General features: G+C 65.4%; 18 protein-coding genes and 1 pseudogene. 11 read left to right on the top strand and 8 right to left on the bottom strand.

Going from position 1 to position 22,826, the window contains the following annotated elements:
* Positions 1 to 79 precede the first annotated feature (79 nt).
* Positions 80 to 1,321: pseudogene (locus BRSPCE3_RS15100) on the top strand (SulP family inorganic anion transporter); the annotation flags it as partial.
* Positions 1,322 to 1,478: 157 nt separating this feature from the next.
* Here BRSPCE3_RS15100 and BRSPCE3_RS15105 read toward each other — a convergent pair.
* Complete coding sequence (locus BRSPCE3_RS15105) at positions 1,479 to 1,931, bottom strand: hypothetical protein (protein WP_244066647.1); 453 nt, start codon at positions 1,929 to 1,931, stop codon at positions 1,479 to 1,481.
* Positions 1,932 to 2,089: 158 nt separating this feature from the next.
* The gene (locus tag BRSPCE3_RS15110; protein ID WP_244066648.1) at positions 2,090 to 3,100 is read right to left on the bottom strand and encodes a LacI family DNA-binding transcriptional regulator; all 1,011 of its coding nucleotides are present in this window, start codon (positions 3,098 to 3,100) and stop codon (positions 2,090 to 2,092) included.
* A gap of 98 nt (positions 3,101 to 3,198) precedes the next feature.
* Between BRSPCE3_RS15110 and BRSPCE3_RS15115 the strand changes: the two genes are divergently transcribed.
* The 4 genes from BRSPCE3_RS15115 (at position 3,199) to BRSPCE3_RS15130 (ending at position 7,963) form a co-directional block, all read left to right on the top strand.
* Positions 3,199 to 4,071 carry a phytanoyl-CoA dioxygenase family protein gene (locus BRSPCE3_RS15115; RefSeq protein ID WP_244066649.1) on the top strand — a complete coding sequence of 291 codons (873 nt, stop codon included), beginning with the start codon at positions 3,199 to 3,201 and terminating at the stop codon, positions 4,069 to 4,071.
* 138 nt (positions 4,072 to 4,209) lie between these two features.
* Positions 4,210 to 5,556, top strand: a complete 1,347-nt coding sequence (locus BRSPCE3_RS15120; RefSeq protein ID WP_244066650.1) for an MFS transporter — start codon at positions 4,210 to 4,212, stop codon at positions 5,554 to 5,556.
* A gap of 3 nt (positions 5,557 to 5,559) precedes the next feature.
* Positions 5,560 to 6,414, top strand: coding sequence for a sugar phosphate isomerase/epimerase (locus tag BRSPCE3_RS15125; RefSeq protein WP_244066651.1), 855 nt, complete (start codon positions 5,560 to 5,562; stop codon positions 6,412 to 6,414).
* A 115-nt stretch (positions 6,415 to 6,529) separates the two neighbouring features.
* Positions 6,530 to 7,963 (top strand): hypothetical protein, encoded by a 1,434-nt coding sequence (locus BRSPCE3_RS15130; protein WP_244066652.1) that lies wholly within the window; start codon positions 6,530 to 6,532, stop codon positions 7,961 to 7,963.
* 15 nt (positions 7,964 to 7,978) lie between these two features.
* Here BRSPCE3_RS15130 and BRSPCE3_RS15135 read toward each other — a convergent pair whose 3' ends face one another.
* Positions 7,979 to 8,764 (bottom strand): division plane positioning ATPase MipZ, encoded by a 786-nt coding sequence (locus BRSPCE3_RS15135; protein ID WP_244066653.1) that lies wholly within the window; start codon positions 8,762 to 8,764, stop codon positions 7,979 to 7,981.
* Between BRSPCE3_RS15135 and BRSPCE3_RS15140 the strand changes: the two genes are divergently transcribed.
* Positions 8,763 to 9,002 carry a hypothetical protein gene (locus tag BRSPCE3_RS15140; protein ID WP_244066654.1) on the top strand — a complete coding sequence of 80 codons (240 nt, stop codon included), beginning with the start codon at positions 8,763 to 8,765 and terminating at the stop codon, positions 9,000 to 9,002. The genes BRSPCE3_RS15135 and BRSPCE3_RS15140 overlap by 2 nt on opposite strands.
* 51 nt (positions 9,003 to 9,053) lie before the next feature.
* On the opposite strand, the gene BRSPCE3_RS15145 is transcribed toward BRSPCE3_RS15140, so the two are convergent.
* Positions 9,054 to 9,842: a crotonase/enoyl-CoA hydratase family protein gene (locus BRSPCE3_RS15145; protein ID WP_244066655.1), complete on the bottom strand. Its 789-nt coding sequence runs from the start codon at positions 9,840 to 9,842 to the stop codon at positions 9,054 to 9,056.
* 104 nt (positions 9,843 to 9,946) lie between these two features.
* On the opposite strand from BRSPCE3_RS15145, the gene BRSPCE3_RS15150 reads away from it, so the two are divergent.
* The 4 genes from BRSPCE3_RS15150 (at position 9,947) to BRSPCE3_RS15165 (ending at position 13,604) form a co-directional block, all read left to right on the top strand.
* Positions 9,947 to 10,519 carry a TetR/AcrR family transcriptional regulator gene (locus BRSPCE3_RS15150; protein ID WP_244066656.1) on the top strand — a complete coding sequence of 191 codons (573 nt, stop codon included), beginning with the start codon at positions 9,947 to 9,949 and terminating at the stop codon, positions 10,517 to 10,519.
* Between the two features lie 38 nt (positions 10,520 to 10,557).
* A complete protein-coding gene (locus BRSPCE3_RS15155; protein ID WP_244066657.1) occupies positions 10,558 to 11,316 on the top strand; it encodes an SDR family NAD(P)-dependent oxidoreductase in 759 nt (252 codons plus the stop codon).
* A gap of 105 nt (positions 11,317 to 11,421) precedes the next feature.
* Entirely contained in the window at positions 11,422 to 12,345 is a 924-nt protein-coding gene (locus BRSPCE3_RS15160; protein ID WP_244066658.1) for a glutathione S-transferase family protein, read from the top strand.
* Positions 12,346 to 12,569: 224 nt separating this feature from the next.
* Entirely contained in the window at positions 12,570 to 13,604 is a 1,035-nt protein-coding gene (locus BRSPCE3_RS15165) for an LLM class flavin-dependent oxidoreductase (protein WP_244066659.1), read from the top strand.
* Between the two features lie 82 nt (positions 13,605 to 13,686).
* Here BRSPCE3_RS15165 and BRSPCE3_RS15170 read toward each other — a convergent pair whose 3' ends face one another.
* The 3 genes from BRSPCE3_RS15170 to BRSPCE3_RS15180 all read right to left on the bottom strand — a co-directional run bounded on the left by BRSPCE3_RS15170 (position 13,687) and on the right by BRSPCE3_RS15180 (position 19,473).
* Positions 13,687 to 15,237, bottom strand: a complete 1,551-nt coding sequence (locus BRSPCE3_RS15170; RefSeq protein ID WP_244066660.1) for a porin — start codon at positions 15,235 to 15,237, stop codon at positions 13,687 to 13,689.
* A gap of 751 nt (positions 15,238 to 15,988) precedes the next feature.
* Positions 15,989 to 19,117: a DEAD/DEAH box helicase gene (locus BRSPCE3_RS15175; RefSeq protein WP_244067247.1), complete on the bottom strand. Its 3,129-nt coding sequence runs from the start codon at positions 19,115 to 19,117 to the stop codon at positions 15,989 to 15,991.
* 200 nt (positions 19,118 to 19,317) lie between these two features.
* Positions 19,318 to 19,473: a hypothetical protein gene (locus BRSPCE3_RS15180; protein ID WP_244066661.1), complete on the bottom strand. Its 156-nt coding sequence runs from the start codon at positions 19,471 to 19,473 to the stop codon at positions 19,318 to 19,320.
* A 283-nt stretch (positions 19,474 to 19,756) separates the two neighbouring features.
* Between BRSPCE3_RS15180 and BRSPCE3_RS15185 the strand changes: the two genes are divergently transcribed.
* Positions 19,757 to 21,730 (top strand): substrate-binding domain-containing protein, encoded by a 1,974-nt coding sequence (locus BRSPCE3_RS15185; RefSeq protein ID WP_244066662.1) that lies wholly within the window; start codon positions 19,757 to 19,759, stop codon positions 21,728 to 21,730.
* Positions 21,731 to 21,831: 101 nt separating this feature from the next.
* On the opposite strand, the gene BRSPCE3_RS15190 is transcribed toward BRSPCE3_RS15185, so the two are convergent.
* Positions 21,832 to 22,722: an FkbM family methyltransferase gene (locus tag BRSPCE3_RS15190; protein ID WP_244066663.1), complete on the bottom strand. Its 891-nt coding sequence runs from the start codon at positions 22,720 to 22,722 to the stop codon at positions 21,832 to 21,834.
* Between the last annotated feature and the right edge of the window lie 104 nt (positions 22,723 to 22,826).

Raw genomic sequence — 22,826 nt, forward strand, 5'->3', positions numbered from 1 at the left:
GCGCCGACATTTGCCCGTATGTCTTTCGCATCCGGTGCTTCCGCTCGTTGTCCTCATCCTCTGCCTTGTGGTCATCCTCATGCCTGACGGCTCCTCTACGACACACCTCTATCGTCCCAAGCTCGTTACCACCCTGACCGAAGGCTATGGCCTCGGCGCTTTCCGGCACGACGTGATGGCGGGACTGACGGTGGCGGTGGTGGCGCTGCCGTTGTCGATGGCGATTGCGGTGGCCTCGGGCGTGACGCCGGAGCGCGGGCTGTTCACCGCCATCGTCGGCGGCTTCCTGGTCTCGGCACTGGGCGGCAGCCGCTTTCAGATCGGCGGGCCGGCCGGTGCCTTCATCGTGCTCGTCGCGGCAACGACCGCGAAGTTCGGCATCGAAGGCCTGCTGCTCACCGTGCTGGTGTCCGGCCTGATGCTGACGCTGATCGGCGCGTCGGGATTGGGCTCGCTGATCCGCTACATCCCGCATCCCGTCACGGTCGGCTTCACCTGCGGAATTGCCGTCACCATTCTGGCCAGCCAACTGCGCGATCTTGGCGGGCTGACGCTTGCAGGCAGCGAGCCCGGTCCGTTCCTGCCCAAGCTCGCGGCGCTTGGTCACGCTCTGCCGACCCTGAACTGGTCGGCGCTCGCCGTCGGCGCCGGCTCGGCGGCAGTGATCTTCGTGCTGCGCGCCTTGAGGCCGGCCTGGCCGGCGATGCTGATTGCGATTGCGATCGCATCGGTCGCAGCGCTGCTGCTGCATCTGCCGGTCGAGACCATCGGCACCCGGTTCGGCGAAATCCCGCGCGGCCTGCCGGTGCCGCATGTGCCGGACTTCTCCTGGGCACTGCTGCTGCAGATCCTGCCCGCGTCGCTCTCCTTCACACTGCTCGGCGGCGTCGAGAGCCTGCTGTCGGCCAAGGTCGCCGACGGCATGACCGGCCGCAAGCACCGCTCCAACATGGAGCTGGTGGCGCAGGGCATCGCCAACATCGCATCGGCGTTCTTCGGCGGAATCAGCGTCACCGGCACGATCGCGCGCACCGCGACCAATATCCGCGCCGGCGCGCGCAGCCCGCTGTCCGGCATGCTGCACGCGGCGTTCCTGCTGGCGTTCATGGTCGTGGCGGCGCCGCTTGCGAGCTATATCCCGCTCTCGGCACTGGCCGGCGTGCTCGTGGTCGTGTGCTGGTACATGGCGGAGAAGGAAGATTTCCTGCATCTACTCACGCGCTGGCGGGGCGCCGCGGTGCTGATCCCGACCTTCGGCCTGACGGTGTTCGAGGACCTGACGTTCGGCATCATCTCGGGATGCGTGATCGCGGCGCTGCTGGCCGGCGTCGAGCGGTGGCAGCGGCGGGCGGCGAACTAAGGCGTGTTGTCACAAATGACAGCTCCCGAGGGGAAAAGCGGAAGGCGCCAGCTTTATCGTCATTGACGGCTGGTGACCCAGAGCAGAAGCCTATCGCCAGAAAATTTGCATTGTAGGTTCAGTTCGCGGAAGCTTCCAAGACAGCTTCGTCTTTTTTTCCATCGAGCACTTGGCTAAACTGCTTGGCAAATCCAGCGACAGCCGCGTACTCAGTCAGAAAGCTGATTGTGGCACTGTTTCGCAATTCGGCATGACCAGCGTTATAGGCCGGCGAGGCAAGATCAACGCGCACTACAAGTGCTCCGCGCGTATTATAGGGCTGGATGCTAATCCTCAGATGGCACTGATCAAGACCGCCCTCGCGGTTCGGATAGCCTCCTTCCAGCATCGGCGGATTTGCTGACGCCAGCGGGAAGGCTTGAAGGTTGGCAAGAAAAAAAGCCTTCACGCGATCGGGATTAAACCATGCCGATCCTTGCGCAGCGAAATCGCCCGATTTTGCCGTTGCAATGATTTCGCCGGTCCCATCTTCATCGGGTTTATAAACAACCCGCAAGCCTTCCGCGCTCATCGTACAGTATGCTCCATGCTTTCCGAGATGCAAGCAGGCGAAAATCTACATCACCTGTGAAATATCGCCTATTGGCCCAAAGCTGACATGCATTGGTGGTGCGTTCCACGTCGCCTCTAGCAGGCAAAGCGGATTTGGCAAATCTGTGAGAAGGCGCCCTAGCCGCTGTCGCGCAGCACCAGCTCGAAGCCGAGGTCGATGCGGCGCTCGCCGCCGCGCTCCAGCGTCAAGGTCGCCGCGGTGCGGCCGATCGCGTCGCCGTGCACGCTGATCGTGCTCAATGTCGGCGAGATCAGCTGGCCCATCTCGAGATCGCCGAGGCCGATCACGGCGACCGGCTGCGCCGACGCAGGACCCTCGCGTAGCACGCCGGCCTTGCGCAGCCCCGACATGAAGCCGATCGCATGCGCATCGTTGGCGGCGAACACCGCATCGACACCTGGCAGCCGCGCATGCGCCGCCACGCTGCCGGAGTCCTTGCGATCGAGGATCAGCCGGCGCGGCTCGGCAAGACCGCTTGCCAACGCCTCGTCCCTGTAGCCGAGCCAGCGCCGCGTGCCGCGCGGATCGTCGCCGCCGATGAAGGCGAGTTGCTTGCGTCCCTGCGCGGCCAGATGCTTCGCGACGGCGACACCGGCCTGGTAATTGTCGAAGCCCGCGACCGCATCGATCGGATTTGCCGGCAGATCCCAGGTCTCGACGATCGGAATCCGCGCATTGCGCAGCAGCCGGCTGCCCTCCTCGGTCGCCGGCGAGCCGACCATGATGATCGCCTCAGGCCGCCGCGACAGCAGCGCCGCCAGCATGCGGTCCTCGCGCGCGGCGTCGTAGCGCGACTGCGCCAGGATCACCGAGAACCCGAGCGGCTCGAGCTTGTCGGACAGGCCCTGCACCGTGTCGGCGAAGATCGAGTTGGCGATGGTCGGCACCAGCACGCCGACCGAATTGGTCCGCGCACTCGCCAGCGCGCCCGCCACCAGATTCGGAACATAGCCGAGATCGCGCATCGCCTGCTCGACCCGTGCCCTTGTCTCCGGGGCGACCAGGTCGGGCATCCGCACCACCCGGCTCACCGTGATCGAGGAGACGCCGGCGCGCTTGGCCACCTCTGACAGGGTGGGCGCGGCACCGGCCGGGCCGGTCGCGAGGTCGGGCAGTTCGGAGCTCATGGGCCGGAGCCTGCACGATTCCAGGTTGCCAAGCCATGATGTTAGCGCTAGCATCGCCTTATGTTAGCGCTAACATGGAACAAAGAGGGAGAAACGGCATGATTTCGGACGAGCAGGCCCAAGCCTACAAGCGCGACGGGGTGATCGTGGTCCCCGAGGTGCTCAACCAGGAGACGCTCGCCAAGGTGCGTACCGTGCTGGCGGAGCTGGTGGCCGGCGCGGCCAGCGTGACAGAGCACACCGACGTCTACGACCTCGAGCCGGGCCATACGCCGGAAACCCCGCGCGTCCGCCGCATCAAGGCACCGCACAAGGTGCACCCGCTGTTCGACGAGATCGTCCGCAGCCCGGCCGTGATCTCGATCCTGACCAAACTGATCGGCCCCGGGCTTCGCCTGCACGGCTCCAAGCTCAACATGAAGTCGGCACAATACGGCTCGCCGGTCGAATGGCATCAGGACTGGGCGTTCTATCCGCACACCAATGACGACATCCTCGCGATCGGCGTGCTGCTCGACGATTGCGACATCGAGAACGGCCCGATGCTGGTGACGCCGGGGTCGCACACCGGGGCCACGATGTGGGACCACCACGGCGAGGACGGCCACTTCGCGGGCCTGATCGATCCGGACCAGATCGAGGGCGACATCAAGCGCGCGGTGCCCTGCATGGGCAAGGCCGGCAGCATGTCGTTCCATCACGTGCGCGCGCTGCACGGCTCGGCGACCAACACGTCGGACCGGCCGCGCAACCTGCTGCTCTACGAAGTCGCCGCCAGCGACGCCTGGCCGCTGATGGGCGTGAAGGATTTCGACGAATTCAACAGCCGCCTGCTGGCGGGTCCGCCGGTGGTCGCGCCGCGGCTGACCGACGTGCCGGTGCGGATGCCGCTGCCGCCGGCCAAGCGGCAGGGATCGATCTACGAGACCCAGTCGGCGTCGAAGAAATCCTACTTCACACGCGCCGCTTGAAACTGACGACAATGCCCGCGGCTCGTCGCGGGCATTGCTGCTTTCACGGGTGCGATCCCCCGCGACAAACGCAAAACGCGTTCGCGCCGGGATCGTGCCCGATCAAGACGACATAAAAACAAAACAACGGGGAAACGAATGACCGAGATGGCAAGAGATGGCGCGCGCACGTCGCGCCTGCGTGTGATCCTGGCCGCAAGCATCGGCTCCGCGCTCGAATGGTACGACTTCTTCCTCTACGGCACCGCCGCCGCGCTGGTGTTCGGCGAGCTGTTCTTCCCGAAGAGCGATCCGGTGGTCGGCACGCTGCTGTCGTTCCTGACCTTCGGTGTCGGCTTCGTGGTGCGGCCGTTCGGCGGCCTGTTGTTCGGCATCCTCGGCGATCGCTATGGCCGCAAGCCGGTGCTGGTCGCGACGCTGCTGATGATCGGCATCGGCACCACCGCGATCGGCTTCCTGCCGACCTATGCGCAGATCGGCGTCTGGGCGCCGGTCCTGCTGGTCGCGATGCGCGTCATCCAGGGCCTCGGCGCCGGCGCCGAGTATGGCGGCGCGGTGATCTATCTGGTTGAAAATGCGCCGCCGAAACATCGCGGCTTCTGGGGCGGCTTCGCGCCGCTCGGCGTCTCCGTCGGCAATCTGCTCGCCGCCGCCGCCTTCGCGCTGGTGACGATGCTGCCGCGCGAACAGCTGATGAGCTGGGGCTGGCGTCTGCCCTTCCTGGCGAGTTTCCTGTTGATCGTGGTCGGCATCTTCGTCCGCATGCGCATCACCGAGACGCCTGTTTATACCGAGGCGGTGGTCGCGCGCGGCAAGGTCGAGAGCAATCCGGCGATGGAGGCGTTGCGCCGGCACCCGCGCAACTTCTTCGTCGTGCTCGGCGCGCGGATGGCCGAGAACGGGCTCGGCTATTTCTTCCCGGTGTTCGGCCTGAGCTACGTCATCACCACGCTCGGCGTACCGAAAGCCGACGCGCTTAGCGCGCTGATGCTGGCCTTCACGATCGAGTTGTTCGCGATCCTCGGCTTTGCGGCGTTGTCGGACCGGATCGGGCGGCGGCCGGTGTACATGTTCGGTGCACTCGCCGGCGTGGCGCTTTCCTTCCCGTTCTTCTGGATGGTCGGCACCAAGGAGTGGATCATGATCGCGCTCGCCTTCATCCTGGCGCGCGCCGTGGTGACGGCGGCGATGTTCGGACCGCAGGCGGCGTATTTCGCCGAACTGTTCCCGCCGCAGCGCCGCTTCGCCGGCTTTGCCTTCGCGCGCGAGCTCGGTTCGCTGCTGTCGGGCGGTCCGGCGCCGTTCGTCGCCACCGCGCTGGTGGCAGCCTACGGCACCTGGTGGCCGGTCGCCTGCTACGCAATGTTCCTGTCGGCCTGCACCGTGGTTGCGATCTGGATCGGGCCGGAGACCTATCAGGAGAACATCGCCGCCGACGAAAGCGAACAGGCCGAGCTGCCCGTGGCGATCCCGGCGCGGGCCTGACCGGTGGCGCAGCAGCTGCGCATCCTGCAGTCGCTCTGGGCGATGGAGCGGCGGCTGGCTGATGAGCCCGAATGGCCGCTGCAGACCCAGCTCGCGATGATCCGCGATGCCGGGTTTGACGGCGCCGGCGTGCGCTTCATCGACCCGACCTTCGCGCGCGAGGTGACGAGCTTTCTGCGCGCGCACGGCATGATCTGGCAGGCGCAATGCTATCCGAAAAGCGTCGACGATTTGAAGCCGGTGCTGGAGCTGGTCGCGCGGCTCGGCGCCGACCACGTCAATTTGCAGCCGGACGTTCGGCCGCGGCGATTGGCGGACTGCATCCCACTCATCGAAGGCTGGCGGCGGCTCGCCGCGGAGGCCGGGATCGCCGTGCATGTCGAGACCCATCGCGACCGCATGACGACCGACCTGTTCTTCACCCTCGATCTGCTCGACTGCTTTCCCGATCTGCGGCTGACCGCCGATCTCTCGCACTATCTGGTCGGCCGTGAATTCGCCTGGCCGGTCGACGACGTCAACCATGCGATGATCCATCGCATCCTCGACCATGCCTGGGGCATCCATGGCCGGATCGCGAGCCGCGAGCAGGTGCAGATCTCGCTCGGCTTTCCCCAGCACCAGGGCTGGGTCTCGCTGTTCATGGGCTGGTGGGACTACGGCATCCGCTCGTGGCGCAAGCGCGCCGGACCCGATGCGACCCTGACCTTCCTGTGCGAGCTCGGTCCCCCGCCCTATGCCATCACCGGGCCCGACGGCAGGGAATTGTCCGACCGCTGGCAGGACGCGCTGGTCATGAAGGACATGATCCGCGCGCTATGGGACCGCATCGCAAGCGAGCCGCAAGACCCGCGTTGATTCAGGCAAGCCGTGGCGGCATTCTGAGCCATCGCAATCCGGAACGCCGCGAGGACCCGTGCGCGCCGCCAGCGCATATCCGCTTCGCCGCATCGCATGCGCCGTCGGGGCCGCCTTGGCCTGCACGAACGCGATCGCGGCGGACCTGACCCTCGACGTCGCGACCATGCCGCGCGTCGCGACGATCGACCCGCGTTTCCAGTCCTACAATATCGAGATGGTCGAGGTGACCGGCGGACGGTTCTGGAAGCCGTATGGAGCCGGCGGTACAAAAGCGGAGCTTTTCTCGGCGCGGACGCCGATCGATCTGCACGATGGCAGGCTGCGCAAGCTCGCAACAGCGCTCTCACCGGCGTATCTGCGCGTCAGCGGAACCTGGGCCAACAGCACGTTCTTTGCGGATACCGAGATGCCACCGTCCGCACCGCCGGCCGGTTTCAAGGGCGTCCTGACGCGACAGCAATGGCGGGACGTGATCGAGTTCTCGCGCGCCGTCGACGCTCCCATCGTCACATCCTTTGCGATCAGCGCCGGCACGCGCGACGCCGAAGGACGATGGACGTCCAGGCAGGCACGCCAGCTTCTCGCGTTCACCCGATCGGCGGGCGGCCGGATCGCCGCAGCCGAGTTCATGAACGAACCCGATCTGCCGGCGATCGGCGGCGCCCCCGATCGCTACGATGCCGCAGCCTACGGCCGCGATTTTGCAACCTTCCGCACGTTCATGAAGAGCACCGCGCCCGACGTCGCGATCCTCGGCCCGGGCACGATCGGCACCGGCGCCGAGGCCCGGGCGCGCTTCGCAGTATCGGCGGCAGATGCGGATGCAGTCTCCTACCATCACTATGGCGCGCTCTCGGCCCGCTGCTCCGGCGATCGCACGGCAAGGCAGGCGTTGTCAGACCGATGGCTGGCGCGAACCGGCGAGACAATTGCCGTCACCCAAACGCTGCGCGACCGGCTTGCACCGGGCAAGCCGATCTGGCTGACCGAGACCGCGGAGACCGCATGCGGCGGCAACCGCTGGGCCGCGACCTTCACCGATACGTTCCGCTACCTCGACCAGCTCGGACGGCTCGCCAGGGCCGGCGTTCAGGTGGTGATGCACAATACGCTTGCCGCGAGCGACTATGGCTTGCTCGACGAGCGAACCCATCTGCCGCGGCCGAACTATTGGGCGGCGCTGCTATGGCGACGGTTGATGGGCACCACCGTGCTCGATGCCCGCGTCCCCAGGCAAGCCGGTCTCCACGTCTATGCCCACTGCGCGCGCGACATGCCCGGCGGAATAGCCCTGCTCGTCATCAACAATGATCGACGGATGCGACACAGCCTCACGCTGTCGGCTGCCTCGCAACGCTACACACTGACGAGCGAAAAGCTCGTCGACAGCAATGTGCGGCTCAATGGTCGCGCGCTCGCGCTTGGCGCGTCCGATCAGATGCCCGATCTGAATGGCGACGCCGCCGCGGCCGGCACAATCATGCTCGCTCCCGCAACGATCACGTTCCTGACCGTTGCCAACGCGGGCAACACCAATTGCCGCTAGCGATCCAACCTCGCCTTACGCCGCGTCACGGCTGGCGTCGGAGGTCTCCGCCGGCCGTGCCAACAGATGGCCGAGCATGATCGCGGTCATCAGCCGCTCCATCTCCAGCCACGCGGTGACATGCGACATGGTCGGCCGGCCACCGAGCGCGAGCCGATTGACGTCGTCGACCGCGGTCAATCCGCGCGGATAGAATTCGCGGAAGATCACGCGCTCGGCCAGGCCGTCGACCAGGCGGAAGTTCAGCGTCTTCGACAATTCGCCGAGGGCCTCGCCGACCAGCCGCTTGTTGCGCGAACCGAGCGTGGAGAGACGGTTGCGCAGCACCACCCACTCGAATGGCGGCTGCTCGTGCGCGCTGCGCTGGCGCCGCGCCTCCTCCACCATCTTGGAATAGTGGCTGATGCCGGTCACCTTGAAGTCGTTCGGATCGACGGTGCCGAGCACGTCGAAGTCGAGGAAGCTGTCGTTCAGCGGCGTGATCAGCGTGTTCGCCAGCGAATGCGTGAACGTCGTCAGATAGGTGTCGTGGCCGGGACAGTCGATGACGACGAAATCGTGCGACCGGCTGAGCCGCTCGACGATCTCGGCGAGCGCGCTGCGCCCGAGCGTCTCGACCTCGCTGCCCCTGCCGCTCACCGTCTCGAAGCACATGTGCGTCGGCACGCCGAGATCCAGCGAGGTTTCCCGCGCCCAGTCCCGCCGGTTATCGACGTAGTGCGTCAGCGACTTCTGCTTATTGTCGAGGTCAATGGTGGCGACACGCTGACCCGCCTTGATCAGCGCGATGGCGACGTGCATGGCAATTGTCGACTTGCCCGAGCCGCCCTTGTTATTTCCGACAACAATTACTCGTGCGTTTGTCATGGGAATCCATACCGGACGCTTGAGTGAAAGCAGGACGAAATTGAATTTAATGAATGGCTCGAATCTCCCTGATTCGACGAATCTCGACAAGAGTCGTCGCACGATCGTCGTGATCGAAATTGATGCGGCTGCGACAACATTGTCACAACCGCAATCCGAGCACGTATCGTGAACGCAACGCGCGGCGCTGGAGCTACCGCGCCAAGGGCTGGCGCTTCGCCGACTAGCGTCCCTGGAACACCGCGGCGCGGCGTTCCACGAACGACTTGATGCCCTCGGCCGCATCAGATGTGTTGAGCACGCGTTCGCGGATCTGCGGAATGATCGCAATCGCCGCCTGCTCGCCGGCCTCGATGAACTTGCGGCCTGCCTCCTTCGTCACCTGGATTCCGAGCGGCGCATTGCGTGCGATGATCTCCGCAAGCGCCATCGCGCGTTCGATCTGCTGACCGGCCGGCACCACCTCCTGCACGAGACCGATCCGGTGGGCTTCGGCGGCAGTGAACTCGTCGCACAGCAGGAGGTGATACATCGCATCGCCCCACCCGGCGCGGCTGATGTAGCGGAAATGCGCACCCGCCAGCGGCGCGATGCCGCGTTTCGCTTCCATCTGGCAGAAGCGGCTGTCGTCCGCGGCGACCACGATGTCGCCGGCCAGCATCATCTCGATGCCGACGGTGAACACGATGCCCTGCACTGCCGTGACGATCGGCTTCCGGCACCGCTTCGACAATCCGAAGGGATCGACGTTGCCATCCGGCAGCGGCTTGCGCGATGCGGTCGGGCCGAAGAATTTCGGCATGTCGAGACCCGCGGTGAAACTGCCGCCGGCGGCGCAGAGCACGCCGACCCAAAGACCGTCGTCATTGTCGAGCAGCGTCAGCGCGTCGGACAGCTCCGCCATCATCTCCGGACTGAACGCGTTCTTCTTCGCGGGATTGTCGATGATGATCTTCAGGATGCGATCATGCCGCTCGTGGCGGACCTGCCCTTCGCTCGCGCTGCCGGACATCTGTTCCTCCCTGCTTTGTGACCAGACATTTTCAGGATGATACTTGTCATCCAGATGCATGATGGTCATAATCCAGAACGAGAGTCAAACAGGGGCACTGCGAGATGGGCCATTCCCAGGCCGACAAGGCCAGGAGCCGTGAGCGCATTCTGAACGAGGCGGCGACGCAGATTCGCGACAAGGGACTAGACGCGCTGAGCATCGGCAGCCTGATGCAGCAGGTGAAGCTGACCCATGGCGGCTTCTATGGGCACTTCGCCTCGCGCTCCGACCTGATCGCCGCGGCGCTGCAACAGGCGCTGAATTCAGGCGAAGCGTCGGCGCACGCAGCGCGCGATCCCGACAAGCCGGTCAGCGTCAACGCGCTGGTGCGAAGCTATCTCAGCCGCAGCCATCGCGACCAGCCGAAGTCAGGCTGCGCGATCGGCGCGCTGATCTCGGATGTCGGCCGCGCCGACGCGCAGTGCCGCGCAGTGATGGAGCCGCACATCGAATCCTTCATCGCCAAGGTCGCCGAGACGTTCGGCGACGACGATGACGACAGCAGCGCAATCGTCGCGGTGAGCGCGATGGTAGGTGCGCTCGCGATCTCGCGCGTGCTTACCGACACGAAGCGGTCCGACGCCGTTCTGCGCACGGTGCGTGATGCCATCATCGCGATGGCGTCCGACGAATGATTTTTGCCCGCGCCGCGGGCACCTTGATGGAGCAAGCCATGAACGACCATTCCGGCCTCGGGCCGACCGCGGTGCAGGGCAGCGTGCTGATCGCGGGCGTCGGCGCCTCCAACGGCCTCGGCGCCGCGATCGCGCGCCGCTTTGCGGCCGGCGGCTATCCTGTCGCGATCGCGGGTCGCAATGCAGAGAAGCTCGCTGCGACGGCGGCCGAACTCGCGGCAAGCGGCGCCAAGGTCGCCCATGTCGTCGGTGATGCGTCCATCGCAGCCGACGTTGCCCGTTTCGTCGAGACCGCGCAAAAACTCGCGCCGCTGGCGATGGCCGTGCACAATGCAGGCTCCAACCGGCCGGCGCCGTTTCTCAAGGTCAGCGAGCAGCGCTTCGAGGAGCACTGGCGCGAACACGCGCTCGGCGGCTTCCAGCTCGCGCAGGCCGCGATCCCCGCCTTGCTGGCGCGCGGCGGCGGCACGCTGGTGTTCACCGGCGCCAGCGGCTCGCTGCGCGGCAAGGCCAATTACGCGCCATTCGCCTCAGCCAAGGCGGCGCTGCGTGCGCTGGCGCAGAGCGTGGCGCGCGAGTTCGGACCGCAGGGCATCCATGTCGGCCATGTCGTGGTCGATGGCGGCATCGAAGGCGATCGCCTGCTGAGCCTGCGCCCGCAATTGAAGGACGAGCGCGGGCCGGATGGCATGCTCAACATCGCAGCGATCGCGGACGCGTATTGGGTGCTGCATCACCAGCATCGCAGTGCATGGACGCTGGAGCTCGACCTGCGACCGTGGGCGGAACAGTTCTGACGGCACGTCGCCGTTCTCCCGTGGAAATGGGTTGCGATCGGCCGAAATCTTGTCAGGCTATGCGGCAAGGTCCGTCGAGATCTCACCATATCCCGGGAGAAGGCCATGTCGCTGCCCACGCCGATCCTGCATCATTTCGATCAATCGCCGTTCTCCGAGAAGATCCGCGTCATCTTCGGATTCAAGAAGCTGGCCTGGAACTCGGTACGGATTTCCCGGATCATGCCGCGGCCGGATCTGATGCCGATGACCGGTGGCTATCGCCGCACACCGACGATGCAGATCGGCGCGGATATCTATTGCGACACCCAGATCATCATCCGCGAGCTGGAACGGCGCTATCCGACGCCGACGCTGTTTCCCGCAGGCCATGCAGGGATGCCCTGGGCGCTCGGCATGTGGACCGACCGGCCGTTCTTCCAGAATACGGTCACCCTCGCGTTCGGCTTCATCGGCGACAAGGTCCCGCAGGATTTCATCGCCGATCGCGAGAAGCTGCGCGGCGCCAAGTTCGACGTTGCCGCCATGACCGCTGCACTGCCGCAGATGCGCGACCAGTTCCGCGCCAATGTCGACTGGATCGAGGCGCAACTCGGTGACGGCCGGCCCTGGCTGTTCGGCGAGTTCAGCCTCGCCGACGTCAGCACTTACATGAACGTGTGGTACGCACGACAGAGCGTCGCTACGATCGACGAGATCATGAAGCCGTTCCCGCGCGTGGCCGCCTGGGAGGAGCGCATCCGCGCCATCGGCCACGGCGCGCGCACCGAGATGTCGTCGGCCGACGCACTCGAGATCGCGGCGAAGGCGCGGCCGGAGTCGCCCGCTTTCGGCGATCCTGCGGATCCGAACGGGCGCGAGCCGGGCGACATCGTCAGCGTGATGCCGGATGACTACGGCAAGGTCCCGGTCCGCGGCGAGATAGTCTCGCTGTCGGCGCAGCACATCGCGATCCGCCGGTCCGACGAACGCACAGGCGAGGTCGTGGTGCATTTCCCGCGGGCCGGCTTCCTGGTCATCCCGGACTGATCGCCGCGGGGGGGCAGCCCCGGCTGCACACCGGCGCGACTGGAAACCCAGCGTTTCGCGGCGTGACCTTGTCGGGCCGCGAACAGGCCATAGCTCCAGATCATCTCCAACCGAAGGCTCCACAGCGCAGGCTTGCGGACAATTCCGCAGCAACACGACCTTCCGGCCTGCGTGCGATGGGTGGCCCGTGGCGGATCTCTGCCACGCCGACAACTGGACTACTGATGACCACCTCCCTCGAATTCGGGCTCGACACGTTCGGCGACGTCACCAAGGACGCTGCCGGCGCGCCGCTGCCCCATGCCCAGGTGATCCGCAACGTCGTCGACGAGGCGGTGCTGGCCGATCAGCTGGGGATCGATTTCATCGGGCTCGGCGAGCACCACCGGGCGGACTTTGCGATCTCCTCACCCGAGACCGTGCTGGCGGCGATCGCCGCGCGCACCCGGAACATCCGCCTCGGCTCGGCGGTGACCGTGCTGAGCTCGGATGATCCGATTCGGGTGTTCCAGCGCTTCGCCACCGTCGATGCGGTCTCGAACGGCCGTGCCGAGGTGATTCTCGGCCGCGGCTCCTTCACCGAATCGTTCCCGCTGTTCGGCTTCGACCTCCGGCAATACAACGAGCTGTTCGAGGAGAAGCTCGACCTGTTCACCGAGCTACTGAAGCAGGAGCCGGTGAGCTGGGAAGGCAAGCTGCGGCCGCCGCTCAAGGGCCAATCGGTCTATCCGCCGATCGAGCACGGCCGGCTGAAGACCTGGATCGGCGTCGGCGGCAGCCCCGAATCGGTGGTGCGCGCGGCGCATTACGACCTGCCGCTGATGCTCGCCATCATCGGCGGCGATCCCAAGCGCTTTGCCCCCTATGTCGACCTGCATCAGCGCGCCTACCAGCAGTTCGGCCGGACGCCGAAGCCGATCGGCGTGCATTCGCCGGGCTACGTTGCCGAGACCGATGCGCAGGCGCGCGAGGAGCTGTGGCCGGACTACAAGGTGATGCGGGACCGGATCGGCAAGGAGCGCGGCTGGCCGCCGATGAGCCGCGACGAGTTCGTACAAGAGGCCGAGCACGGCTCGCTCTATGTCGGCGCTCCGGAAACCGTGGCCCGCAAGATCGCGGCAACCGTGAAGGCGCTCGGTGCGGCGCGCTTCCAGCTGAAATACTCGGCCGGCCCGCTGCCGCACGAGAAGCTGATGAAGAGCATCGAGCTCTACGGCAGCAAGGTGGCGCCGATGGTGCGCGACATGCTCGCCGCGTAACGCAGCAGCCGGCACCACAAAGCAAAACCCCCGGCGTTTTGGCGCCGGGGGCTCTGTTAGATCACATCAGATCAACCGGGGATCACCAGTTGCGCTGAGCGCGGAGCAGCAACATGTAGGTGTTCTGGTCCTTCAGCTCGTACACCTGAGCCGGCTTGCCGATGGCGGCGCTGCCGGGATAGGCGATCGTGCCAGCATAGCTCTGATCCAGGCGGGTGTAGGTGAAGTCTGCCGAGAAGGTCAGGTTCTTCACCGGGGTCCACTGGGTCTGGGTACCGAGCTGCGCGATGCTGTAGTCCGGGTTGCACGAGGTCAGGCCGGCGGTCCCGAAGGTGGCGCCGAACGAACCGCCAACACCATTGCCGGCCGGGCCGCAGATGTAGCCCTTGGCAGTGCTGTTGTAGTTAACCTGGGCCCAAGCACCGTAGATGCTGGTGTTCCAGTAGGGGTTCCAGTTGTGGATGTACGCACCACGGAAGCCGTAGGTCGTAACCAGCTGCTGCGAACCACCGTTGATGAACACCGAGTCGGGCGCAATGCCGAAGCCGATGCTCTGATAGGCGCCGGGAACGCCCGTGCCGCCGAAGATGGTGGTGCCCGACGTGCCGGACAGCTCCTGCAGGTTATAGCGGGTCGCGCCGTTGGTGTAGACGCCCTGCAAGTTGATGGTGTCGCCAGGTCCGGTCGGGATGTTCTTGATCGACAGGGCCAACGCACCAGCCCAGCCCCACTTGTCGTCCGGATGACCGGTCAACTCGGTGCCGCCGTAGTAGGCTGCGTGGTTGTTATGCGCCGCGAACGACGCCTGGAACAGACCCCAAGCCTGGTCGACGCGGAGAGCCGCGATCAGGTCCGGAGCGATCGTGCCGGCATAGTCGCCGGCGCCGTACGGGCCGAGCGCGCCCGGGGCAGCACCGAGGTTGAACACGCCACCCTGGGTGTAGGCCACCTGGTCCTGAGCCGACAGAGACAGCGACACGCCGTTGCCGAACTGCGCGGTATAGCTGAACTGGTTCACACCAGTGATCGTGCTGTTGCCGCCGACGAGGCCGTCGAAGTTGTTGCCCGGATAGTTGGCCCACGGAGCCGAGAACTGCGAGACCGCCTTACCGATGGTGAAGCCGGCGAACTGGATGAAGGCGTAGTAGACGCCGACCGTACCAGCCGCAACCGCGCCGCTATTGGCGTTGTTCGGCGCCGCAGTGGTGCCGATCGCGCTGTAAACGGTGCTGCCGTTGCCTTGCCCAGCATACGAGTCGCTGGTCCAGTTGAAGGTCGCATCGAAGAAGGTGCGGACCACGCCGTATTCGGTCGCGGTGCGCGTATCGATGTTCAGGTCTTCACGAGAGCGCCAGGTGTAGCCGTTGGTGAAACGATTGTTCGCACCGCCAGCGCCACCGTAGTTACCGGTGTGGTCCGAGTTGGTGTTCGCCACGACGTCCACGCGCAGGTAGCCGCCCAGCTTGATACAGGTGTCGGTGCCCGGGATGTAGTAGAATCCGGGACCATACAGGGAGCAAACCTTCACGTACTCGACCGCTTTGGCCTTGACGGGAAGATCGGCCGCCTGAGCTCCGCCGACCGCGACGAGAGCCGCCGCCGAGCCGAGGATAAGGCTCTTAACCATCTTCATGTTAAACCTCCAAGTTGCTCTATCTCAGGGAAGGTTCCGGATCCGCCGGGTAAACACCCTCAGGTTGGTTCCCTTGTCCCTTAAATCCCCGCTCAGTCGCTTCGCGCCTTCGGACACACCCGCATGAACGCGAGGGACTTAAGCGAACCACCTAATACGGGACGACCTTGGGATGCCCCCCTCCGTCGCAGTTCCATATGAGACAGAAGGCCCCCGATCACGCAACAAAAGTCCGCTTGGTTTGGGCTCGGTTGCGGCTGTTTTCGGGCAAATGTTGCACAAATATCACGGGCATTTGATCTGTGACGCCCCCACAAGTTATTGAAATATAACGCGAATGTTTAAGTTACCGCTGGCGGGCACAAGTTTGGGCAACACCGGGCGGAACGATGTGCAAAACGGGTAATCCTACGGAGACAGCAACAAACGGCGCCCGTTTCGGCGCCACTGATTCCGGCTACGGATTGGGCAATTTGGCCTAAAAACACCTGTATCTGAAACAGGATAGCCCGCTCCGGATACCGCCCGACTCGCGCCTGAAGGGGGCATTCCGATGGCTCGGAGCAGGCCGGAAGACGGCGGGCAGACCGCCACATCTGTCCAGTAACGACGCTAGATGTCACTGCGATGTCAGTGCGCAGGATCAGTCGGTTTGTTCTCCGCAGTCGGCGTACGCTGAAATTTCTTTACTGCGCGCGAAGCAGGCGAAAGGACAGAGATCAGCGCACGGAGCCGCGGAACGACGCCGCACTCACTCATCCAGAATATCCAGGAGATCTTCGATCCGCTCGAACGGCGGCTCGTGCGTCTTTTCCGCGTAGAACACGCGGTCGCCGTCGCGCTCGAGCGATCGTGCCCTCGATTTGGGCAGCCTGCCGGGAAGGAACGTCGCCGCGACGGCCTCGGGTCCGACGTCGAGCCGCACGATGCCACGCCGCTTGCAATCGATCCTGAGTCTCGCCGCCGCGAAGAAATCGCGGGCCGCCGGCGGCAGCCTGCCGAAGCGGCGCGAGGTCTCCTCCTCCAGGTCTTCCAGATCGTCCTCGCTCCGGCACCTCGCGGTGCGGCCATAGATTTCGAGCCGCATCGCTTCCGACTGCACGTAGCTTCGGGGCAAGAGGTCCGCGAGCGGAAGGTTGAGATCAGGCACCCACAGATCGGCGGCCCGATCGTTGCTCTTCTCCGAGGCCTGTTTGAGAAGATGGCTGTAGAGCACCGGTCCGAACACCTGCACGTGACCGGATTGCCGCTCGGACAGCAGATCGCCGGCACCTCTGAGGTCCAGATCGCGCTCGCTGATGGCAAAGCCTGCGCCCGGCCGGCTGAACTCCTCCAGAACCGCCAGACGCTTGCCGGATTGTTCCGAGATCTGTTCCGTCAGCATGTAGGCGAAGGCGCGTGTCCCGCCGCGCCCGACCCGCCCTCGGAGCTGGTGGAGCTGTGCCAGACCGAACTTCTCCGGCCAGCACACCACGATGGTGTTGGCGCGCGGGATGTCGAGGCCGCTCTCGACGATGTTGGTCGCAAGCAGCACATCCGCCTCGCCTTCGACGAAACTCATCATGCGGTCGTCAAGTTCGTCGGCCGGGAGCTTGCCGTGCAGGCACACGATGCGCAGCTCCGGAGCGACCGACTGCACGCGCGCCAACAGCGGCTCGAGATCCTGGATGCGCGGACAGATCAGGAAGCTTTGTCCGTGACGCCGCTGCTCGCGCAGCAATGCAGCGGCAATGGCGGCGTCCGACAGCGGCGCGATCTTGGTCGCGACCGGCAACCGATGAACCGGCGGCGATGCGATCACGCTGAGATCCCGGAAACCCGCGAGGCCTGCCGCGAGCGTGCGCGGGATCGGGGTGGCGCTCATCCAGAGCGTATGGACGCCCTTCGCCAGGCCCGACAACTTCGCCTTCTCCGCCGCCCCGAAGTGCTGCTCCTCGTCGACGATAACCAGGCTCAGCTTGGCGAATTTCACGTCCTTCGCGGCGATCGCCTGGGTGCCGACCACGACCTTCATTTTTCCGCTGCGCAGCGCTTCCTTCGTCTGCTTCATCTCCGCAGCCGACGTCGCGCGCGACAGGCTTCCGACCTCGATGCCGAGCGGCGCGAACCTCTTGCGGAACGTCGCGACGTGCTGCCTCGCCAGCACCGTGGTCGGCACGACGATCGCAACCTGCTTGCCCGACAGCGCCACGGCGGCCGCCGCGCGCAAGGCAACCTCGGTCTTGCCGAATCCGACGTCGCCGCAGACCACGCGATCCATCGGATGCCCGGACGCAAGATCATCCAGCACGTCCCGGATGGCCTTGGCCTGGTCGACCGTCGTGAAATAGGGAAAGCGCGCCACGAACCGCTCATAGGCGGGACCGGGAGCGACCAGCCTGGGCGCGCGCCGGCGGCGCCGCTGCGCGATGTGCTTGGCGAGCGCCTTGGCGGCGATCTGAATTTCCTGCTCGGCCTTGCCGCGTCGTGCCCACCACGTGCTGCCATCGGCCCGGTCCAATGCCAGCCTGCCGAGCTCCGCCGCATACGGCCAGATCAGCGCGAGGTCGGCGGGCGGAACCAGGACGGCGTCATCTCCCGCAAATGTCAGCCGGATCATCTCGCGGGATGATCCCTTCCCCGATTCCTTGCCCGATTCCTTGCCCATGTCGAACGTCTGCAAGCCGTCGAGAACGGCGAGCCCACGCTGCAGATGAACCACGACCGCGCCGCGCTCCGGCACATCGGGATGATCGAACGCCGCACTCCATGCCCTGGCCATCGGCTGCGGATGATGGGCGCGGCTGCCGAGCACGTCGGTCGCCGTCACCACGACAAGCGGCTTGCGGCCCGCACCAATGAAACCGGTGTCGAAGTCGGCCAGCAATGCAGCTTCACCACCCCGTCCGCTCGCCGCCTCGTCCCAATCGGCAACGCGCTCCGCCTTGATCCCGCTCATCCGCTCCATCGCGCGCAAGTCGTCCTCCACCGCCGCGACGAACAGCAGCCGCGATCCGGCGCGCTCGGTGTCCGCAACGAATGCGCGGAGAGCCTTTCGCGACGAGGCGACCTTGGAGAAATCGGGGGTCGGCGTGAACGTGGCCTTGCGCGGCAGCGCGCTGATGCGTTTGGCCAGCCGCTTCCAGTCGCCGGGACCGAGATATTCGCGCTCCGTCTCCCGGCGGCCGGCCGCCTCCTTGATCGTGCCGAGCCAGCTGTCGGCGTGGCCTGAAACTCCGGCGTCCGCGATCCAGCGCGCGCGATCGCAATAATCCACCAGCGCCGCACGCTGCGCCCGCTTGCCTCCCAACGCGATCCGTTCCGACATCGGATCGATCACCAGTTCCTGCGTGTCGAACACGACGTCGTGCTCGTCGGGATCGACGCGCACGATCCTGCGGATCACGCCGGTGGAATGCTCGATCCTGAACGGCCCAAGCGCGCCGGCGGGAAACACTTCGAAGGTCATGCCGTGGAACAGGACGCTGCCCGGATAATCCGCCTCTTCGTCGAGATCGTATCCGAGCGCTTCCAGACGATCCTTGAGATCCTGCTCGGAATAAAGCGCGCCGACCTTCAGGCTGATGCTGAGGCGCGCCCAGCTTACCGGCAACGGCAGCCGCTCCATGATCGCTTCCGCCGTCGACACCAGGAAGGCCGGCTTCTTGCTCCTGGCGAGACGCCGCAGCACCGAACTGCGCCGGCCGGCGATCTCGCGCGACGGCTCCAGCCCGTCGAACGGCAAGGTATTCAGCCGCGGGAAAACCAGCACCTCGAGCGAAGGGTCGAGCGAGTGCAGCACGCTGCCGAGGCGCTCCGCCCGGTTCTCGCTGTCGGCGAGGAACACGATGCCGTCACGGCCGGACTTCGTCCACTGTTCGAGCAGATGCAGCGCCAGCATGCCGAGCGGTGCGGACGATGAGATCGCGGAACGCGCCGATGCCTTGCCTGTCTTCTTCGCGCCAGCAGCTGCGCGGGCCTTCTTGGTCTTCGCCACGTCAAATCCATCGCTATTTCGTCAAGTCCGATCGCCCGGTGACAAGCGCCCACGGTCGATCGCAGCCCGGCGGCGCCCCCCGACGCACGCGGCCAACGCTCTCCTTACAGTCTCGCCATCGCGTTGAATAGCTTCCGGTTCAGGATCAATTGCGGCAGTGAGATGTCCTGCTGCGCGCCATCGTCCTCTTCGTGGCCGAAGCTTCGCATCGGATCGCGTTGCTCGCGCATCACCTCGGTGAGACGCAACAGCCGCCTCATCCGAGACCTCATCCGCCCGAAAAATCACCGCAAGCTCGCTGCGCATCGCACCAATTCAGATTGTCTTAGGGGTGTGAGCCACATCGGCGCCGAGCCGACGACGACGTGCAGGGTTGTTCGCCCTGCGCGGCGAACAACTTCGATTGTCTTGAGACGTTCCTGCAAGGTCTTCTTCATCGCCGTCCCATTCACAGCCATCGAACGAGACGTTCCGGACATCACGAGGCCGTCAGGCGGTCGCGCGGCGCTGCCGTGTCACGCAACAAAAACAGGGAAGGTTATCATGAAGACGAAATCGTTCGCCGAACGCGTGCTGGGCACGACCTCGCTGGTCGTGTTGTCGGCCGCTGCCATGATCGGAGCCCAGCAACCGGCTGCGGCCCAAACCGGCATCTATGGCGGCGGCAGCACGCTGTCGTCGCTGGCGCTGCGGCAGATCTTCGACTGCTATGCCGGCGCGACGCTGGCCAATGACGGCCAGGCATTCTCGCCGAGCTTCTCGACCGCGGTGCCGAGCCCGAACCTGCTGCCGGCCAGCTGCACCATGTTCTCGACCTCGGTCGAAGGCTTGTTCGCCGCCGTCGGCTCCGGCAACGGCCAGCGCGCCTACATCGCCGACGATGCGCGCCAGCTGTTCCGCGGCAGCCCGGATACCGCGCCGGCCGTGGTGCGGAAGCCTTCCGCCAAGCCGCCGTTCCGCGACACCGCCAATTCGGCTTTCAAGAGCTATCCCTATCCGCGGCTCGACTTCGCCGCCAGCGATGCGCCGCTCGCCGGCTCGATTGCAAGCCTGACCACCATCTCGTTCAGCAATTTCCTCCCCTCGACCAATTGGCAGAACACCCTGCTGATCGCCGCCCTGAGCAAATCGGCCGCGAGCTTCAACACGTCGTCCGTCGGCGCGCCGATCCAGGTCCCGGCCATGGAGGTCCCGGTTGCAATTGCGGTCAACACCGCGAATTCCGCCTCGGGCATCATTTGGACCAACCAGTCGGCGCTGTCGCCGAACAACCAGGCCGGCGGCGCGATCCAGCTCTCGGCCGCCCAGCTCTGCGCGATCTTCTCGGCGACCGTGACGGACTGGCACGACACCTCGACGCTGATCCCCGCACTCGACGCCAACGGCGTGCAGCAGTTCCAGCACTTCTACGACGCCAACACCAACGGCTCGCTGACCCCGGTCGCCTACACCAGCGGCCGGTTGCCGATCAAGGTGGTCTACCGTGCGGATGATGCCGGCGCGAGCTTCATCCTCACCAACTACCTCGCCAACCTCTGCCCGCTGCTCGACCCGACCGGCACCTACAATTACAAGAAGATCTTCACCGGCGTCGGCGTCGGCGGCAGCACCACGGCGAACCTGCCTTCGGGCAAGTTCGTCCGCCTGCTCGACAATATCAAGGCGGTGAAGGCATCCGACCAGAGCGATCCCTACGACGTCGATGACGACGAGGAACGTCCGGATCCGCGCTGGATCAGCGCCTCGGGCAGCAACCACGAAGCGCTCAAGATCGGCACCGATCCGCGCTTCGCCGGCCGGATCGGCTATCTCAGCGCCGACTTCACCCAGCCCTATGCACAGACCGTGACCGAGGAGATCGCCGGCAACACGATCTCCGCCGCGGCGCCGCTCTCAGCCAGCATCCAGAACGAGCGGCAGCGCCTGCTCGGCGTCTATCATCCCGGCCAGGTCGGCAGCAACGGCAGGGCGCAGAACTTCGTCCCGCCGACGCCGAACAATGCGCAGCAGGCGTTCGCCAACCTGAACGCGCCGGACATCTCCAGCAGCTACGATGCCTGGAACCTGTATGCCCAGGTCTATCCCGCCGGCACCGTGCTCGGCGGCGTGACCTATGACGGCCTGTCCGTGATCGGCATCCCGCTGCAGTCGCCGACCGACTATCCGGTCACCGGCGCAAGCTTCCTCAACGTCTATAGCTGCTACAGCGACACCGCTGGGACTCGGGTGCCCGCCGTGAAGAACTGGCTTGCCTGGTTCTACGGCGGATCGATCACCGGGCTGCCGAACTACAATCCGGCAACCGCGAACTCCGACAATCCCGGCTACGATCCGAACGTCGCCAAGGTCATCCGCAACAACGGCTTCCACGAGCTCGACGGCGTGTGGGCGACCAACATCCTGAATGCGTACCTGACCTCGAGCGCGGCCGGCGGTTCGTCGACCGCGATTGCGGCCTACAGCACGTCGGGCACCCAGACCGACGGCTGCACCGGTGTCACCGGCGGCGCGAAGTAATGCCAATATAAGATCGTGATCCGGAACGCTCCGGGTCACGATCTCCGCAAAGATTTCAGCAGCCGGGCTCTCGATTGGGGCCCGGCTGTTTTCTTGATGCCTCAGCTGGCTTTGGTCGCGGCGCGGTGCGCCGCGGCGAGCTCGAAATAGCGGCTTCCCGCCTGGGCGACGATCGCATCGCGGTTGAGCAGATGCTGGATGCAGATCGCCGCGAGATCGTAGGAGCCGTAGCAGTGATGCGCCACCAAAGCGAGATGCTTGAGCTGCTCGGCGCTCATCGCATCGGCCTTGGTGAAATCGCGGACGTAGACGGCATCGGCTTCGAGCAGCTGATTGAACGCCTCATAGGGATTGACGCCGCGCATCGGCCAGATCATGCGCTTGTTGAGCTCGATCAGGGCATGCGGAATGAAGCCCTGGCTGCGCAGCTCGAGGTCGATCTCGCCGAACACCGGCTGCTTCTTGTACAGCGGGAGGAATGAGACTTCGGCCTGGATGACGACAGCTTCCGCGAGCCGGCGCCGCCCGTTCTGGAAGATCGCAAGCTCGGAACCCTGCACGTCGACCTTGAGATAATCCATCGCATCGATCTCGCCGATCTCGTCGAGCCGGTGGGTGGCGATCCTGGTGTCGGCGACGATGCGCCCCCACTCGTTGAAGCCCTGAAAGTGCTTCAGCATCTGCGGATCGGGCTCCAGCAGGCTGGTCATCCCGGGCGCGGCACAGATCCGCAGGCGGGCCTGCTCGCCGTTGCCGACGACATGCGGCAGATAGGTTTCGAGATCGGTCTTGCGGGCGTTCAGCTCGGCCAGCGCGTTGGGTTGCGGCTCGAAGCCGAACAGCCGGCACAGGCGCTTCTGCAGCAGCGGCGCATAAGGCGGGACAGCGATCGGGTTGGCGCCGATATCGACCACGGCGGTGAGCCGTTCAGGCGCGAGCAACGCGCTCAGCGCATCAGGATCGGCAGCCGGGGCGGTTGACGGAGTTGACATCATGGAACCTCACGAAGAGTGGCGCGGAGCGCGCCGAACCTCGAGGCTAACGCGCGCAGCTCTATCCCCGTCATTGCGAGCGAAGCGAAGCAATCCATCCTTCC

The sequence above is a fragment of the Bradyrhizobium sp. Ce-3 genome (genome assembly GCF_022835695.1).
Lineage (GTDB): Bacteria > Pseudomonadota > Alphaproteobacteria > Rhizobiales > Xanthobacteraceae > Bradyrhizobium.